At 40.6% G+C, this 16915-nt stretch carries 16 protein-coding genes; 6 read left to right on the plus strand and 10 right to left on the minus strand.

The window, feature by feature from the left end:
* Window positions 1-3 precede the first annotated feature (3 nt).
* The 7 genes from MKZ26_RS20370 to MKZ26_RS20400 form a co-directional block, all read right to left on the minus strand.
* Window positions 4-1197, minus strand: a complete 1194-nt coding sequence (locus MKZ26_RS20370; RefSeq protein ID WP_340767378.1) for an MFS transporter — start codon at window positions 1195-1197, stop codon at window positions 4-6.
* A gap of 472 nt (window positions 1198-1669) precedes the next feature.
* Window positions 1670-2743: an ABC transporter substrate-binding protein gene (locus MKZ26_RS20375; protein ID WP_340767379.1), complete on the minus strand. Its 1074-nt coding sequence runs from the start codon at window positions 2741-2743 to the stop codon at window positions 1670-1672.
* Entirely contained in the window at window positions 2740-3540 is an 801-nt protein-coding gene (locus MKZ26_RS20380) for an ABC transporter permease (RefSeq protein ID WP_340740462.1), read from the minus strand. The genes MKZ26_RS20375 and MKZ26_RS20380 overlap by 4 nt, the downstream gene beginning before the upstream one ends.
* Window positions 3524-4348, minus strand: coding sequence for an ABC transporter permease (locus tag MKZ26_RS20385; protein ID WP_340767380.1), 825 nt, complete (start codon window positions 4346-4348; stop codon window positions 3524-3526). Before MKZ26_RS20385 ends, MKZ26_RS20380 begins: the two co-directional genes overlap by 17 nt.
* Window positions 4338-5444 carry an ABC transporter ATP-binding protein gene (locus MKZ26_RS20390; RefSeq protein WP_067211626.1) on the minus strand — a complete coding sequence of 369 codons (1107 nt, stop codon included), beginning with the start codon at window positions 5442-5444 and terminating at the stop codon, window positions 4338-4340. The genes MKZ26_RS20385 and MKZ26_RS20390 overlap by 11 nt, the downstream gene beginning before the upstream one ends.
* 17 nt (window positions 5445-5461) lie before the next feature.
* Window positions 5462-6004, minus strand: coding sequence for a helix-turn-helix domain-containing protein (locus MKZ26_RS20395; protein WP_067211624.1), 543 nt, complete (start codon window positions 6002-6004; stop codon window positions 5462-5464).
* 991 nt (window positions 6005-6995) lie between these two features.
* Entirely contained in the window at window positions 6996-8453 is a 1458-nt protein-coding gene (locus MKZ26_RS20400; protein WP_340767381.1) for a hypothetical protein, read from the minus strand.
* A 72-nt stretch (window positions 8454-8525) separates the two neighbouring features.
* Between MKZ26_RS20400 and MKZ26_RS20405 the strand changes: the two genes are divergently transcribed.
* The 4 genes from MKZ26_RS20405 to MKZ26_RS20420 all read left to right on the plus strand — a co-directional run bounded on the left by MKZ26_RS20405 (window position 8526) and on the right by MKZ26_RS20420 (window position 11078).
* A complete protein-coding gene (locus MKZ26_RS20405; RefSeq protein WP_067211620.1) occupies window positions 8526-8849 on the plus strand; it encodes a hypothetical protein in 324 nt (107 codons plus the stop codon).
* Between the two features lie 198 nt (window positions 8850-9047).
* Entirely contained in the window at window positions 9048-9590 is a 543-nt protein-coding gene (locus MKZ26_RS20410; protein WP_067211617.1) for a peroxiredoxin, read from the plus strand.
* An 84-nt stretch (window positions 9591-9674) separates the two neighbouring features.
* Window positions 9675-10127: a TlpA family protein disulfide reductase gene (locus MKZ26_RS20415; RefSeq protein ID WP_187045470.1), complete on the plus strand. Its 453-nt coding sequence runs from the start codon at window positions 9675-9677 to the stop codon at window positions 10125-10127.
* 291 nt (window positions 10128-10418) lie between these two features.
* The gene (locus MKZ26_RS20420; protein ID WP_067211613.1) at window positions 10419-11078 is read left to right on the plus strand and encodes a potassium channel family protein; all 660 of its coding nucleotides are present in this window, start codon (window positions 10419-10421) and stop codon (window positions 11076-11078) included.
* Window positions 11079-11863: 785 nt separating this feature from the next.
* On the opposite strand, the gene rnjA is transcribed toward MKZ26_RS20420, so the two are convergent.
* From rnjA to def, 3 genes are all read right to left on the minus strand, one after another.
* Window positions 11864-13531, minus strand: a complete 1668-nt coding sequence (rnjA, locus tag MKZ26_RS20425) for a ribonuclease J1 (RefSeq protein WP_187045469.1) — start codon at window positions 13529-13531, stop codon at window positions 11864-11866.
* Between the two features lie 2 nt (window positions 13532-13533).
* Entirely contained in the window at window positions 13534-13743 is a 210-nt protein-coding gene (locus MKZ26_RS20430) for a DNA-dependent RNA polymerase subunit epsilon (RefSeq protein WP_067211608.1), read from the minus strand.
* A 453-nt stretch (window positions 13744-14196) separates the two neighbouring features.
* Window positions 14197-14754, minus strand: a complete 558-nt coding sequence (gene def / locus MKZ26_RS20435) for a peptide deformylase (protein ID WP_340767382.1) — start codon at window positions 14752-14754, stop codon at window positions 14197-14199.
* Window positions 14755-14890: 136 nt separating this feature from the next.
* On the opposite strand from def, the gene MKZ26_RS20440 reads away from it, so the two are divergent.
* Both MKZ26_RS20440 and pdhA read left to right on the plus strand, forming a co-directional pair.
* Complete coding sequence (locus MKZ26_RS20440; RefSeq protein ID WP_340767383.1) at window positions 14891-15532, plus strand: YkyA family protein; 642 nt, start codon at window positions 14891-14893, stop codon at window positions 15530-15532.
* Between the two features lie 266 nt (window positions 15533-15798).
* Window positions 15799-16914 (plus strand): pyruvate dehydrogenase (acetyl-transferring) E1 component subunit alpha, encoded by a 1116-nt coding sequence (gene pdhA / locus MKZ26_RS20445; protein WP_067211600.1) that lies wholly within the window; start codon window positions 15799-15801, stop codon window positions 16912-16914.
* Window position 16915: the final 1 nt, after the last annotated feature.

Below are 16915 nucleotides of genomic sequence, written 5' to 3' on the forward strand. Positions count from 1 at the left end.
GGTTTATAGACCTGTAAGTAAATCTCCGTTTCGTTTTGCCCAATAGGATGCAATGACAAAACAGACCAGTAGGATGACTGTACCGATAATATATGGGTAAATAATATTGATATCAAACAGGATACCCGCAAGTGCAGGTCCAACCATGTTACCTAGAGACATGTATGCAGTCATCATACCAGCTGCAAAACCTTGTTCTTCGCCCGCCAGCTTCGAAATAAGTGTGTTAACGGCAGGTCGAAGGAGAGATGTAGCAGTGAAGAAAATCGTTGCTACGAAAAGAATCATAAAGAAAGAATTGACGAATACAATGCCAATCATTGCAAAAGCCGCGATGATAAGATTGACTTGAATGACGCGCATTTCCCCAAATCGATTGAACAGTTTGTTGATGACAAATGTCTGAGCGATGACTCCGACGAACCCTCCAACTGTAATGATGACAGCGATTTGGGCAGGTGTATAGCCGTATTTATGGTCTACATAAAGTGAAATTGTAGATTGGAAATTAGCCAAACCGAATGAAAAGACAAACATGACAATTAGCATGACGAAGTAAGGGGTTGTAGTTGAGCGCTTCATCTGCATGACAAGGTTTTCCCTCTTTTTTTCAATTCCAGGATTGTCTGTACTACGAGGCGCCGGATTTGGTAAAGCAAAAATGGAAATAACCGCTGCCGTTAAGGCTGCTGCTGTCGCGATGTAAAAAGGGAATTGTAAGCTAACTTTTGCAAGGAATCCGCCGATTGCAGGTCCAATCATGAATCCTAGCGACATGGAAGCACCGAGAAGGCCCATTCCTCTGCCTCGCTGTTCGTATGTTGTGATATCGGCAACAAATGCCATCATAGGCGGTATGAGGAATGCAGAGCCAAGGCCAGAAAAGAATCGTGAGGCATACAGCATCCATAATTGGGTTGAGGTTCCGAATGCAAGTTGCGATAGACCAAAAATAATCAATCCTATAATAATCAGCTTTTTCCGTCCGTGCTTATCAGATAGATCGCCGGCAATCGGAGAAAAGATAAATTGTGAAAATGAGAACATGGCAACTAGAAAACCGAGAGCTTGACCAGCAACGCCAAACGTGCCCAGGTATTCAGGCATAATTGGGATTATAAGACCGATGCCTGCCATGGCGATGAACATATTGAACATTAAAACGTATAAGGCAAAATTATTAGATTTGACTGCCATAATTATCCCAACTTTCCAAACTGTTTCGTGTCACTAAAGTATAATACCATAAATCGCATGGGAATAGCTTTTAATGAGACTTCTGTACAGAAAGTAAAGACGCCCTTCGTGTGTATGAAGGGCGTCTTTATCAGATCTATATAGGTTGAAATAAAGAAACCCATTGAATTAGCTACGGCGCTAGGGGATTAAGCTAGCCTAGCTATGCGGAAAAGAACTCCGCTGGGCCTGCAGGATGCAGGTCATGCAGTGAGGAGGGATTGAACTATATCCCTCCTAGTTGCGACAGGACGTCGCGAACTTAGACTGCCTTCCTCATTTCGTTACATTGTCTAGTCTCAGGCGGCCAGATGCTCGGGTCATAAGCTAGCCTAGCTAGGAAGGATTGAACTGCATCCTTCCCGGGCAAAGAACGCCGCTCCGCCATTCTGTCTTATGCCTGTCGCATCTAAACGGCCGCATCGACATTTCGTTACTTCATATCCATTTTGAATTCCAGGAACAATTCATTATAATGACCCAGCATTTCAAGGCCGAGATTTCTATATACTTCAAGATGATCACGTGTTTCTTCATCGGGATAGAAACGTTCATCTTCTGTCACTTCAGTATCCATCAGGTCGAGAGCTGCCAAATTTGGTGTGGAATAGCCGACGTAATCGGCATTTTGTGCGGCAACTTCGGCATCGAGCATGAAGTTGATAAACGCATGTGCACCATCGATATTTCGTGAAGTTCGGGGAATAACCATATTATCGAACCAAAGATTGGAGCCTTCTTCAGGGACGATATAATCGATATCCTCGTTCTCATACATCATATCGGCGGCTTGGCCGGACCAAGTAAGTGAGATAGCAGCTTCTCCATTAATCATCAGTTGAGTCACTTCATCCCCGATGACGGCTTTGATATTAGGGCTAAGTGTTTTTAACTTATCTGTCGCTTCACGCAATTCGTCCATATCGGTGGAGTTCAATGAATAGCCTAATGAGTTTAGCCCCATTCCGATTGTTTCACGTGCGCTATCGACAAGAATAACTTGCTGTGTAAGAGTGGGGTTCCATAAATCATCCCATTCTTCAAATGTCTGTCCCTCTAAAAGTGAAGAATTGTATGCAATGCCGACCGTCCCCCAAAAGTAGGGTAGCGAATATTTATTGTCAGGATCGAAAGGTAAATCGAGAAAATAGGAATCGATATTTTTGATGTTTGGAATCTTACTGTAGTCGAGTGGCAACAGTAAATCTTTTTCCTTCATCATTTCAATCATATATTCAGAAGGCATTGTAATGTCGTAGGATGTGCCGCCTTGTTCAATTTTCCCCATCATTCCTTCATTTGAATCAAACGTTTCGTACGTAACCTTAATGCCTGTTTCTTTCTCGAACTGTTTAAGTAAATCGGGATCGATGTATTCACCCCAGTTATACACAGTAATGGAATTCTTGCTGGCACTTCCTCCGCTTTCATTTAACTTGCTATTGATGAGTAGTAAAATAGCGGAAATAATAATAATCACTACCGCACCACGTAAAATATCTTTCATTTTTTCACCCCCGAAAGCGGTGTTTTGGTTTTGCGGCTAACGGCGTAATAGCCTAAAACAAGTACAACCGTCACTAAGAAGATAAGTCCCGATAATGCATTGATTGTCAACGTAATACCAGCGCGTGCCATTGAATAGATTTCAACGGACAGCGTGGAGAACCCATTTCCGGTGACGAAGAATGTTACGGCAAAATCATCGAGAGAATACGTCAATGCGAGGAAGAATCCTGCAAGTATTCCCGGTTTAATAAATGGAATAATAACGCGTGTCAAGACATCGCGTTTTGAAGCCCCAAGATCGAGTGCGGCATCGATTAGCGTTGGACTCATTTCCTGTAGCTTAGGCAGTACCATAATGACAACGATCGGGATACTGAAGGCGATATGTGAAATAAGTACGGAAGCGAATCCAAGCTTGACGCCAATCATTGTGAATAAAATAAGGAAAGATGCACCGATGATAACGTCCGGGCTGACAATCAAGATGTTATTGAGTGACAACACGGCATTGCGCATCGCTTTATTGCGCATGAAAACAATAGACAATGCACCGAGCACACCGATTGCAGTAGAAACGAGTGCAGACAATAACGCGACGACAATTGTATTGATTAAAATGACAATCAGCCGAGTATCTTCAAAAACTGCCGAGTAGTGTTCAAACGTAAACGACTCAAAATTAGACATGTTGCCGCCTGAATTGAACGAGTAAAAAATCAAGTAGAAGATCGGAGCATATAAAATAATGAATACGACTACCAAATAGATTTTAGGAAGCTTACTTAACTTTTCCATTGATTGTCGTCCCCCTATCGCTACTGCTCGTAATCAACATGATGATAAACATAAATAAAATTAGGAATACGGCGATGGTTGAACCCATTCCCCAGTTTTGCGTGACAAGAAACTGTTGTTCAATTGCGGTTCCAAGTGTAATGACTTTGTTACCTGCAATCAGTCGAGTGATCATGAACAGCGATAGGGCAGGAATGAAAACAACTTGAATTCCCGATTTAACACCGTTTAACGTTAAGGGCCAAATGACGCGCCTGAATGTCGTCCATGAATTAGCACCTAGATCACGTGACGCATCGATAAGCGCCGGATTTAGTTTATCAAGTGAATTGAAAATCGGTAAAATCATGAACGGGATGAAAATATAAACGGATACGAAAACGAAACTAAAATCAGTGAATAGAATTTGCTGACTGCCAATACCAACCGTTTCTAACAATGCATTTATTGGACCATAAAGTCCGAAAAGGCCAATGAAAGCATATGTTTTTAGAAGAAGATTAATCCAAGATGGAATAATAATGAGCAAAAGCCAAAGTTGCTTATGCTTCGTCTTCGTTAGGAAATAAGCAGTCGGATAGGCAAACAGTAACGTGAACAATGTAATAAGAAACGCATACCAGAATGAACTGATAGTCAGTTTTAAATAGACAGAAGAGAAAAAGTTTATATAGTTGTCCAAAGTGAAATGACCTGCTAAGTCAAAAAATGAATAGTAAATGATAAGTGCAATCGGAGCTATGACAAAAAGTAGAATCCAGGCTGTATACGGAATCGTGTACAACGGGCGTAGTGGTTTATTGTTCATTATCCGCTACCCCGTATGCCTCAAGTCTTGCATCGAATTCCTCTTCAGATTCGTTTAAGCGCATGACATGAATGTCTTCTGGATCAAAATCAAGTCCGACCGTTACACCGACTTCCGCTTTTTTAGTTGAATGCACAAGCCATTCATTGCCATCAGCATCATAAGTAGAAAGCTCATAGTGAACGCCGCGGAATAATTGTGTATCTACTGTCACGTTCAATTTCCCTTTATCGACAGTTGTGAGTTCCAAATCTTCCGGACGAATGACGATATCGACTTTCTCATTTGGATTTAACCCTTTGTCTACACATTCAAATGTTTTGCCGGTAAATTGGACTACAAAATCTTCAATCATTTTTCCTGGTACGATATTAGATTCGCCAATGAAATCTGCGACAAACCGGTTGATAGGTTCATCATAAATATCGAGTGGAGTTCCTGATTGTTGAATTTCTCCTGCATCCAAGACAAAAATTTCATCGGACATCGCGAGTGCTTCTTCTTGGTCATGTGTAACGAATACGAACGTTTTACCTAATCGTTGCTGTAATTCCCGGAGTTCGTATTGCATTTCAGAACGCAGTTTCAAATCGAGTGCTGATAGCGGTTCGTCGAGTAATATAACCTCTGGGTCATTGATGATTGCACGTGCGATGGCGACACGTTGACGCTGCCCACCGGACATTTCTGCTATTTCCCGATTTTCATAGCCTTCCAAGTTGACGAATTTCAGTGCTTCAATAACACGACGTTTGACTTCGACTTGTTTCACTTTCTTAATACGTAGCCCAAATGCAACATTTTCAAAAACATTCAAATGCGGAAACAACGCATAATCTTGAAAAACCGTGTTTACTTGTCGTTCATTGGCAGGTACGTTGTTGATCTTTTTCCCATTGAAGAAAATTGTCCCATCCGTGGGTTCGATAAAACCTGCGATGAGACGAAGAATTGTCGTTTTACCGCAACCTGATGGACCAAGTAATGTGTAAAACTTTCCACGTTCCATTTCAAAGGAAACACTGTTCAATACAGTTGTATCATGGTTATATTTTTTTGTAACATTTTCGAATCGAATAATTGGCTGAGTCGTCATGCTGACACTCCTTTTCTTTATAAGTAAGATTCAGTCGCGACGAGCAGTATTTCGCTCGTTCCGTTAGATGCATTTGATAAACAGTGATGCTCGGATGCATCATAGTAGACTGCATCTCCTTTTGAAGCGATGTGTTGTGTATTCCCAATGATCACGGCGACTTTTCCTTTCAAAACATATATAAATGTTTCTGCAAGAGATGGCTCGAATTTTTTAAATTCGCCCTGTGCGTGAAATGTGATGTGGACAGGTTCCATATCATTCTCATTTGATCTGGGCACTAACCACCGAATACTATATTTCATCTCATCATCGCTGTAGATCGTCTGATTATCAGTCGAGTAGACAACTTGTACATTTTTCTTGGGTTCGTCAAAAAAGTCTTTAGGTGTCGTTCCTAACACTTCTAATAATGCAAAAAGCGTTTCAATCGAAGGGGAATTCAAATTTCTTTCCAACTGTGAAATATGCCCTTTCGTTAAATCAGTCCGTTCTCCAAGTTCTTCCTGAGTGAGCCCCTTTTTTAAGCGTAGGCTTTTAATCCTGCTTCCAATCTCCATGGACATCCCCCTAATCGTAATGGAGTTTAGTAATACTATACTTGAAGTTTACTGAAAACCCTTCTAATTATACAAAATATCAAGCGAAAATCAAGCGTTACTTTAATATAACTCAGCAGAAGTATCTCGCTTCTATAAGTGACATGATTGATAATACATGTGTTGGTTAACCAAACAAACTTAAATAAACACAATGGAGGGCACTGAAAAAGTACGATATCCTTCAATCCCGTTGATTTCCGTTCCGAGCGGACGCTTTCCGCGGGCACGGCTTCAGCCAATCGAACAGCAAAGGGTTCGATTTGCCGTATTTCTGCGTTCTTTGCAGAAATTAAGGCATTCTTGCCCCGTGCTCGCAAAAGCCGTTCTTCGTAACGACTCTTCCTGCGGGGTCTTCAGCTCGCGCTGTTCCCGCTGGAGTCGCCGCTCCTCACTACAATCAACTAGTTCGTACTATAAAAAAGAGCTTTTTCAGTGGCTTCACATAAAGCGCTAAAGTTTTTGGGAACGAGTAAATAACCAGTTACTTATCCATCAAAGGGCAGCCAAAGATGAAATTTTGGCTGCTTACTCCTTCTTTATAGCATTTCCTTTTCGAATGTAAGGCAGTGTCACTTTCTATATAGCGTCACACTGTTACTTGTATGATCTTTGCTAAAATAAGCAAAGAGACTTTATTAAAAGCGATGGAGTGCCCGAAATTTTATCTTCGGGCACTTGCAACCTTTATAGAAAGGTAGTTATTCTTTAATCTTCCAAAGTAGTTGCATTTTTCACTTGAACATTGTGGTTGCGCGGCGGCCACATCTAACCCGCGGTAAAGGTATTGTGATCATTTCGTCCAAAGCGAGTCGGAAATGTACACGTGTAAATGTGAATTTTTATACTTTTCTGAAAGATGATTCATGTGAGAAAATGGTTAATCAACAAACTTGGATTGATAATAAATAAAACCGGATTATCCTCCTGTTAAGAAAAGAGGGTCCGGTCATTATTTCATACGGGAATTTGATTTCTTTCGGCGCAGTTTACTCATCATCATTTTGCCAAATGTAGTAACAACTAAATAAGCAGAAAGACCAATGCCACTCAGTGCAGTGACAAGTGAGATCCATTCAAAAAACGTGTAGCTGGAAAATTGCCTCCAGCCAAAAGGGGATTCCCAGTCTTCAATTACGAGATTCATACCATAAATTCCTGAAATGACGGTGAAAATAGTGAGAATGAAAAGAAGCATGTTCATCTTGTCGGAAGCTTGATTTTCTTGGCTTTTGTACAGTTCGTGCAAAGTTGTATTCACTTCTTTGTAAAGACAATCAATATTGAATGCTTGTCGGAACATAAGCGAGAGCTCTTTTCCTTCCGAACGTGTACTTACTTCCTGAGAATAATAGCCGGCTGAAAATAGCGTGATGAACTTAATCAGTGATTTTACATACTCCTCATCTTTTTCCCATTCGATTTGACTATATTCGAAAGACATTCGAAGTAACATTATCTTATAAAAATAATGGAGAAGAAAGTTATAATAATGAGTACCCATGTATTGTGAAAGTTCCCTGCTCATATCCTTAGGAAGGCAGTTTGTAACAGTTACAAATGCATGCTCAGTTGTAACTGTATACGTGTTTGGGGCCCATCTATCATGAAGTGACTGATTCAGAGAACGCTGGATATAGTCTGGATTATTAGCGGATATGAATAGCTGGCCATTAGGTAATCTACCGTCCAAAGCACCCATTCGATACAATTGATCATCTGTGATGAGAGAATCTTGCTGGCAGAAAAGGAAAGCGGTTGTATACATCCTCTCATCTTCAAAGTAAGGCAGAGAGCCGGAATAGCTGTTCGACTTAGCATCATGCAATATGAATTTTTCCAAAAAAGGACATAGATATTCAAAAAGTAGATGTCGAATAGATAAGTGATTTCCATTTTCGGGGCAGATAATTACCATCCCTTGTTCCTCTACTAACTGAGGTTCGACTGCTCTGAAATGATGCATGAAATCAAGAACGTCTGCTAGTTCATGGTCCTGGTTATCTAATTGAACTTTGACAGTTAAAAAAGCAATGTCGAAAGGGCCGAGTATTATATCGACGCTTTGGATAACGAAAGACATATTTATAGTTCTAAGTTTGTATTCAAAGCGTTTCATGATAGACTTTGTAAATCTGTGAAATCCATTTTTGTCTAACGAAGTGGGAAAGAGTTTGTCTTCGATATAGGGTAGAAAATACTGTTTAAGTTCTTTGCCAGTAACAGAGATTTCATCTTCGTTAACGCTACCTTCACTTAAAGACTTGTCTATCTGGAAAAAAGCGTAGTCATTTGCCTTAAGTGTTAGCGCAAGGTCATCCTTTCCCATACTGTCATATCTTATAGGAAGAGTGAATGACATATGCGAATGATGAATATCCAGTTTATTAATTGGAATTGTTAACTGCATTTTCACTCATCCTTCATCAATTGAAATTTTGGCTTTTCATGGTACAATATAGCGAATAAAGGAGGGCTTTGATTGGGAAAAAAGAAAGTAATTTATTTGGACCCGGATGACCGTAAATGGACAATGGAAGACCTCGGACTTAGTTGGGAATCGATTGGTAATCTGTTGGAAGATAAAAAAGAAATCGAAGGCATCTTTCTTATGAAAAATGGAAAGATCCGCAATATAGTAGAACTGCCCAATCACTGCAAAATCTGCCTTGATCCATTAGATTATAATGACGAACACGATTCCATATTTTGCCCATCGTGCGACGAATGGCGTGAGAGCTCTTGTAGTGATCCAACTTGTGAATATTGCCTAGCACGGCCTGCGAAACCATCTAATTGTAAATAACACTTACAACTCTTTTCCCTCAATTGGGAGAAGAGTAAACATAATGACTGTATATACGTCATGGAATTGCCACATATTGAATAGGGCGCTGTTTGGACAAGGCGCTCCGTTTGAAATAGGGCGATTTTTTTGTTAGTCTTGATAAGGATTGTGCAGGCGGTTGTCCTGGCACAAAAGAATTAGTGGAGGGGTTATTTAATGATTAACCGTATGGTAGGTAAGCAAGCACCAGATTTCGCATTGGATGCGGTACTAGCAGATAAGTCTTTTGGAAAAGTAAGCCTTCAAGAAAATATGAAAAACGATAAATGGACAGTATTATTCTTTTATCCAATGGACTTCACATTCGTGTGTCCAACGGAAATTACAGCAATGTCTGATCGTTATGATGAATTCGAAGATTTGGATACAGAAATTATCGGTCTATCTACGGATACAATCCACACGCACCTTGCGTGGATCAACACAGACCGTAAAGATAATGGCTTAGAGCAGTTGAAATATCCACTAGCAGCAGATACTAACCACCAAGTTTCACGCGACTATGGTGTGTTGATTGAAGAAGAAGGTATCGCACTACGCGGCCTGTTCATCATCAACCCTGAAGGTGAACTTCAATACCAAACAGTATTCCACAACAATATTGGCCGTGATGTTGACGAAACATTGCGTGTGCTTCAAGCTCTTCAAACTGGCGGACTTTGCCCGGCTAACTGGAGACCTGGTCAGAAGACACTATAAGTAACAGTTGAATTTTTACCAAATGAAGTCCCCGTGCATATATTAGCAGTGGGGATTTTTTTGAAAAACGAAGGAGGAAAAAGCATGAAACTACGTGATCAATTACCTGAACTTACAGGTGCAACAGCATGGTTGAATGGAGAAAGAACAAAAGAGGAATTGGTCGGTGAAAAACCAACTCTAATCCATTTCTGGTCTGTTAGCTGTCACTTATGTAAGGAAGCAATGCCTGAAGTCAATGAATTTAGAGACAAATACAAAGAAGATTTAAACGTCATCGCAGTTCATATGCCACGTTCTGAAGACGATTTAGATCTAGTTGAAATCAAATCAGTAGCGGCTGAACACGACATTACTCAACCGATTTTTGTCGATAGTGAAGCGACACTAACGGATAAATTCGATAACCAATATGTTCCGGCTTATTATGTGTTTGATAAAGACGGCCAGTTACGTCACTTCCAAGCAGGCGGCGGGGGCATGAAAATGCTTGAAAAGCGCGTTAACCGCGTGCTAGATGAAATGAAAAAAGAGTAAAGAATCAGCCCGATTGCGCATTCGCGACATCGGGCATTTTTAATTGTTTAGGAAATAGTAAAACCACGTACTGTTGTAGATAAGTTGTATTATAGAGATTTTACATCTAAGCCCAAGACCCACACGATGTTGGTCATGCAGTGGGGAGGGATTGAACAGCATCTCTTCCATATTGCGACAGGATGTACTAGTGAGGACGTCGCGCCTTTAGACGATAGATGGATATTTGAGCGTGCTAATTCAGTATGATACACTAATCGAATCCAGTAAGTGGATAGGGGAGGGTGCTCTATGAAAAAGGAATTTGCGGTAATTGGCTTGGGTCGTTTTGGTGGGAGTATTGTAAGAGAACTAATTGAGCTCGATGCTGATGTTATGGCTATCGATATTTCATCAGAAAGAGTGGATGAATATGCTCACATTGCTACACAAGCGGTAGCGGCCGATACGACTGATGAGTCTGTTCTCAGGTCAATAGGCATCCGCAACTTCGAACATGTAGTCGTTGCAATTGGAGAAAATATCCAAGCGAGTATTTTGACAACACTTATGTTGAAGGAAATTGGTGTGAAAAAAATAACAGTGAAAGCTCAAAATGATTCCCATGAAAAAGTGTTGCGTAAAATTGGGGCAGACCAGGTAGTACACCCTGAACGCGATATGGGTATTAGAATTGCGAACAATATGGTATCGAATAATATACTCGATTATCTTGAACTGTCAGATGAGTATTCCATTGCGGAAATAAAGGCGAATGATAAACTCGTTGGATCAACATTAATAGATTTGGACATTAGGGCCAAATATGGTGTCAATATTGTTGCCATCAAACGAGGTAAGCATATACTTGTATCTCCTCAAGCAATTGAAAAAATCCGACTTGAAGATATCCTGATTGTCATTGGATCGGATGAGGAAATCCATAAGTTTGAAAAGAAAGCACTGCATTAATGAATCACGTTTGTTGATTAACCATTTACTTGCATGAAATACTGGTGAGTAGGGCTTGGGATAAACCATTTTCACTGGATCTTCTCCGGTTCGCTTTCGGCAAATTAATCACGACACCTTTACCGAGAGGCATGTGTGGCTAGAAGTGACGGAGTCACTTCTAGCCACACTTTTTTCGGTAATCCTGTTGCGAATAGTTGCCCGTCGCATACCTACAATGTTCAAGTGAAAAGTGCAGTTATGTTTGAAAGAAGTGAATAGATGACTTTCTAGAAGGATGTTAAATGCCCGAATATGCAATTTCGGGCACTCTATTACGTGGTACAATGCGTTCCTTACTTACTTGTAGCAAAGAGTATGCATCCAATCTTATGAACCTTTATAGAAAGTGACACTTCCTTACTAGTAAAAAGAGCAAACTCTAAAGAGAGTTTCAGCCGCCAAAATTGCATCTTTGGCGGCTTTTATCGAGGTAGATACCCCTCTATTCTTTCGTCTCAAAAAGATTTATCACTTCGTGTACTGATGTATTTGGAGCGCGAAGGATGAAGGACCACCATACGATTAACGAAAAAATATGTAGGGATGCGACAAAGTCACATCCCTACATATCCAGACATCTCGGTAATCGTATAGAAGTCATTCAATCCAAAGTAATCCAAAGTATACACGTAGCGCCCAGTAGGTAATCATATTATTCACTGGTTAATTTTGGTTTATCAACAGATGTATTAATGAATAAAAAAACCGTAAACGCTTATAGGCGTTTACGGTTTTTAGCTTTGTTAAACTTCCATGATAACAGGAAGCACCATTGGTTTACGTTTCGTTTTATCGTATAAATACGGTCCGAGAACATCAATGATTTCACTTTTCAGTGCATCGAAATCTGAGGGTGAGCTTGCAAGCTTGCGCTGCATCTGTTTGGATAACATCTGTTGTGCTTCGTGAATCATTGCACCAGATTCACGCATATAAACGAATCCACGAGAAATGATATCTGGTCCTGAAACGACACGATTCCGTTTTAGATCTACAGTTGCTACAACAATTACAAGACCATCTTCAGACAAGATTCTGCGATCACGCAGAACGACGCTGCCGATATCCCCGATTCCGCTTCCGTCAATATAGACATCACCAGAAGGAATCCGACCAGCAAGGTGCGCTTCATCTTGTGTAAGGGCGAGTACATCGCCATTCCCCATGATGAATGTGTTCTCTCGAGGAACATCACAAGAGACAGCAAGATCAGTATGGATTTTCAACATTCTATACTCACCGTGAATCGGCATGAAGAATTTTGGTTTGATCAATCTGATCATCAATTTTTGTTCTTCCTGCGAACCGTGACCGGAAGTATGGATATTATTTAAAGAACCATGGAGAACATCAGCACCTGCACGGAATAGTGCATTAATAGCTTTGTTGATGCTAAGTGTATTTCCTGGAATCGGTGAAGACGAGAAAATTACCGTATCGCCAGGATGGATTTGAACTTGTCTATGCGTACCGTTGGCGATACGAGAAAGTGCAGCCATCGGTTCACCTTGACTACCTGTACAAAGAATTAATACTTTGTTGGCCGGCAGCTTATTTAATGATTGGGTATCGACAAATAATTCTTTCGGTGCATCGATGTAACCAAGTTCTCGACCGATTGTAATGGCATTGTCCATACTGCGGCCAAATACCGCAATTTTACGACCCAATACCTGGGCAGACTCAATTACTTGTTGCAGTCTATGAATATTTGATGCGAATGTCGCGAATATAATACGGCCTTCAACTTTTCTGAAAATCTCATTCAAGCTGTCGCCGACTTTTCGTTCAGACATTGTGAAGTTAGGGATTTCAGCATTTGTACTATCTGATAACAGACAAAGTACGCCTTCGCTACCGATTTTCGCCATCTTCGTCAAGTTTGCTGGTTCCCCAACTGGTGTGAAGTCGAATTTGAAGTCACCCGTGTGAACAATATTACCGGAAGGTGTTTTAACTACAACACCGAATGCATCTGGAATACTATGTGTGGTCCGGAAAAATGATACCGCTGTCTTACGGAACTTGAAAACGTCATCTTCACCAAAAGGGATCAATTTCGTAGTCCGTAACAGACCATGCTCTTCTAGTTTGTTACGCAAAAGTCCAAGTGCAAGTTTTCCGCCATATACTGGCACGTTAATTTTACGAAGAAGATAAGGAATACCACCAATATGATCCTCATGGCCATGTGTAATGAATAGGCCTTTAATCTTGTCCACATTACGTTCAAGGTATGTGTAATCTGGAATGACATAGTCGATACCGAGTAATGCGTCATCAGGGAACTTAATACCAGCATCAATTAGAATAATTTCGTCTTGAAATTGTACACCATATGTGTTTTTACCGATTTCACCTAGTCCGCCTAAAGCGAAAACGGCAGTTTCATTGTTTTTGATAGATTTCATACTTAAACCTCTTCAAGCTCGAAATAGGGTGCAGCCTGTTCGTATTCAAGATGAACACCTTCAAGAAGTTGGATAAATTCGATGTTAAAAGCACGATCTTTCAACTTCGCACGGACTGACCTTTCCGAATCCGCCTCGATGTACATGCTTTTCGTATTTTCACGGACTGGTATTTGAAGCAAGTTATCTTGATAATAGATTTTATAAATCATCGTTTGCTCTCCTTTTTACGTTCGTTTGAACTGATTCTCTTTATATTAGCATGACACCTCTTTAAAATAAAGAAAAGCCCACCAATTTGATGGCGGACTTAACATAATTAAGCGATAGTTTTTTTTCCGAGTATGCCATTTAGCCGTTTCAACCATTTTCGTTTTAGGCGTTTGTACATGGCGACATCACTCCTCGAAATCATTATACTATATTCAGAACATTGTGTCAAGTAGGATTTTCGACATAGTCGAAAGATCCATCCGTTATTTAAAAGAGTAGTCGAAAGATCCAAGTAATCACCAGTAACTTGGGGGGTATCAGCTACTGCCCTTCAAATTGTGGCAGTAGTTGGTACCACACACTTGGCAACATACTACAAACTGAACAAACTCTAGGAGCATGTAGGATATAAAGGTTCCGTTCAACTTCGCTCTGTTTACACAGAAAACATTTCAATCGCGTACAAGTGGGGTAGCACCGGGAATATCCTTAAAAGGTACTTCTTTATCAATATGGTCATAGAACATGACACCATTCAAGTGATCAAGTTCGTGTTGAAAAGCAATAGCGGCAAGTCCTTTCAATCTTTTTTTGAATTCATGGCCATCGGGATCATAGGCTTTAATTGTAATCCGTGCATAACGAGGTACATATCCTTCTACATCGCGATCTACTGACAGGCAACCTTCACCTGAAGGAAGATAGGTTTTTTCGATAGAGTGACTGACGATTTTTGGATTAACAGCAATAAAACTAATTGCTTGTTGAACATCATCTGTAATATGGAGTGCAAATATTCTTTTCGATTTATCCAATTGTGGTGCGGCCAGGCCGATTCCGGGGCGGAGGTCGAACTTTTCACTCAGTTCGGGATCTTGACTATTTATAACGTACCCCATCAAATCTTCGCAAAGTTTCCGGTCAACATCGGACAATGGGAAACTTAATTCTTCGGCTCGTTTGCGGAGAGCAGGGTGTCCTTCCCTAACAATATGTTCCATTAAAATCATCGTGCAATCTTCCTTTCGGTTTTACTCTATTCAATAGTATAAACGAATGTGAATAGGGGTGGAAGAAATTGAACGCGAAGTTGAATAGTGAAATATAAAACGTTATAGTGTAGAGGGAAATTGGAGGTCGGCAATTTTGAAGAAATCTATCATTGGATACATATTAGCGGTAACTTTGGTGCTCTCAGGGTGTAGTTCTGACTCGACGATTAAAACGCAACTGTCAGCTACTATAACAAAGATGAATAATGCCGAACAAGCATATAAGGATGCGCAAGCTGAATTGACGGAGCTTGAAAAATCGGAACAGGAATTATTCAAACAGACGATGGAATTGACGCAACAACAGTTAGGTGAGCTGAAAATAAAGGTAGCTGAGCTTGAAGAATTGCTGGGACAACGACTTACTCATATAGAAGGAGAAGAAAAGTCCATAAGTAAAGCAAGCAAATCCGTGGACGAACTCGATGCAATCATTGAACAAACAGATGGAGCTGTTGAAAAAAGTATAGAAGAGCTGAAAGAAGCTGTAACTAACCGATATGAGCTCCATTCAGCCTTTGTTGTTGAATATAAAAAACTTACCAGTCTTCAAGAGGAGTTATACGGAATGCTAGTTGCTGAGGAAGTTGAACTAAAGGAACTTAAGGATAAGGTCGGCGAAGTGAATGAACAGAATGAGTTAGTCCATACAGCAGTTATCTCTTTTAATGATGCGACGGTCAAAGTGAATGTGTTAAAGGACGACACTTTCTCTAATTTACAGAAAGAAGAATAAGCAGTAGTGAGGCAGTAGAGTTAATTCTATGCTTTTTTCTATAAATATAAAGTGCGGGAAAATGGTATTCTATTATAATACAGACGTCTTATTGTGCTAATACAGTTTGATAATGACAATCAATTCTAATAGCCATTATCTGCAAAGGTACATGCGATTACTATGTTTGACCATTCAGTTCTGATTAGATATACTGTGAAGGGAATAGATTGTACCAATCAATACACTAATGGTTCATAATACAGTTATAAAGGAGAGTTGCCGAAATGGCTGCCAAAAAAGACAAGCAGTTCGATCCGGTGGAAACACTTCACGCGATTGAAGAAAAGTTTGAAATGTTCCAGATCTTGAACGAAGAAGGCGAAATCGTTAATAAGGATGCAGATCCGAATTTATCCGATGAAGAACTCATTGAGTTAATGACTCGTATGGTATATACACGTATTTTGGATCAACGTTCAATTTCGTTGAACCGTCAAGGACGTCTAGGATTCTATGCACCGACAGCGGGGCAGGAAGCTTCACAACTTGCTTCACAATTTGCACTTGAGAAAGAGGATTTCATCCTTCCAGGTTATCGTGACGTTCCACAAATGTTATTCCACGGATTACCGTTATCAACGGCATTTTTATGGTCACGCGGCCATTTCCAAGGTGGTAATATTCCAGAAGGCGTCAACGTATTCCCGCCACAAATCATTATCGGTGCACAATATATTCAAGCAGCCGGCATTGCACTTGGCTTCCAAAAACGCGGAACGAAAGCAGTTGCTATGACATACACAGGTGACGGTGGTACATCGCAGGGTGACTTCTATGAAGGGATTAACTTTGCAGGAGCATATCGTTCTCCAGCAATCTTCATCATTCAGAATAACCAATTTGCTATTTCGACTCCACGTGACATGCAAACAGCTGCAAAAACGCTTGCACAAAAAGGTATTGCAGCAGGTATACCAAGTGTTCTTGTTGACGGTATGGACCCTCTTGCGGTGTATGCGGTTACACGTGACGCACGCGAGCGCGCAATCAATGGCGATGGACCAACACTAATCGAGGCGCTTTGCTACCGCTACGGGCCACATACGATGGCAGGAGACGATCCTACGCGTTACCGTACTTCAGAAACAGACAGCGAGTGGGAAAAACGCGATCCGTTAATCCGTTTCCGTACATACCTAGAAGCAAAAGGTATCTGGAATGAAGAACAAGAAAATGTAGTAATTGAACGCGCTAAAGAAGAAATTAAAGAAGCAATCAAAATAGCTGATGCAGCTCCTAAACAAAAAGTAAGCGATTTTATCAACATCATGTACAAAGGCGACCTGCCATACAACTTGCAGGAACAACTAGCCATTTACACAGAGAAGGAGTCGAAGTAAC

The organism is Sporosarcina sp. FSL K6-6792, from assembly GCF_038004885.1.
Classification (GTDB): domain Bacteria; phylum Bacillota; class Bacilli; order Bacillales_A; family Planococcaceae; genus Sporosarcina; species Sporosarcina psychrophila.

Excerpts from the sequence above, each read along its gene's own strand:
- MKZ26_RS20370 (WP_340767378.1), bottom strand. The coding sequence starts at position 1,197 with ATGGCAGTCAAATCTAATAATTTTGCCTTATACGTTTTAATGTTCAAT.
- MKZ26_RS20375 (WP_340767379.1), bottom strand. The coding sequence starts at position 2,743 with ATGAAAGATATTTTACGTGGTGCGGTAGTGATTATTATTATTTCCGCT.
- MKZ26_RS20380 (WP_340740462.1), bottom strand. The coding sequence starts at position 3,540 with ATGGAAAAGTTAAGTAAGCTTCCTAAAATCTATTTGGTAGTCGTATTC.
- MKZ26_RS20385 (WP_340767380.1), bottom strand. The coding sequence starts at position 4,348 with ATGAACAATAAACCACTACGCCCGTTGTACACGATTCCGTATACAGCC.
- MKZ26_RS20390 (WP_067211626.1), bottom strand. The coding sequence starts at position 5,444 with ATGACGACTCAGCCAATTATTCGATTCGAAAATGTTACAAAAAAATAT.
- MKZ26_RS20395 (WP_067211624.1), bottom strand. The coding sequence starts at position 6,004 with ATGGAGATTGGAAGCAGGATTAAAAGCCTACGCTTAAAAAAGGGGCTC.
- MKZ26_RS20400 (WP_340767381.1), bottom strand. The coding sequence starts at position 8,453 with ATGCAGTTAACAATTCCAATTAATAAACTGGATATTCATCATTCGCAT.
- MKZ26_RS20410 (WP_067211617.1), top strand. The coding sequence starts at position 9,048 with ATGATTAACCGTATGGTAGGTAAGCAAGCACCAGATTTCGCATTGGAT.
- MKZ26_RS20415 (WP_187045470.1), top strand. The coding sequence starts at position 9,675 with ATGAAACTACGTGATCAATTACCTGAACTTACAGGTGCAACAGCATGG.
- MKZ26_RS20420 (WP_067211613.1), top strand. The coding sequence starts at position 10,419 with ATGAAAAAGGAATTTGCGGTAATTGGCTTGGGTCGTTTTGGTGGGAGT.
- rnjA (WP_187045469.1), bottom strand. The coding sequence starts at position 13,531 with ATGAAATCTATCAAAAACAATGAAACTGCCGTTTTCGCTTTAGGCGGA.
- MKZ26_RS20430 (WP_067211608.1), bottom strand. The coding sequence starts at position 13,743 with ATGATTTATAAAATCTATTATCAAGATAACTTGCTTCAAATACCAGTC.
- def (WP_340767382.1), bottom strand. The coding sequence starts at position 14,754 with ATGATTTTAATGGAACATATTGTTAGGGAAGGACACCCTGCTCTCCGC.
- pdhA (WP_067211600.1), top strand. The coding sequence starts at position 15,799 with ATGGCTGCCAAAAAAGACAAGCAGTTCGATCCGGTGGAAACACTTCAC.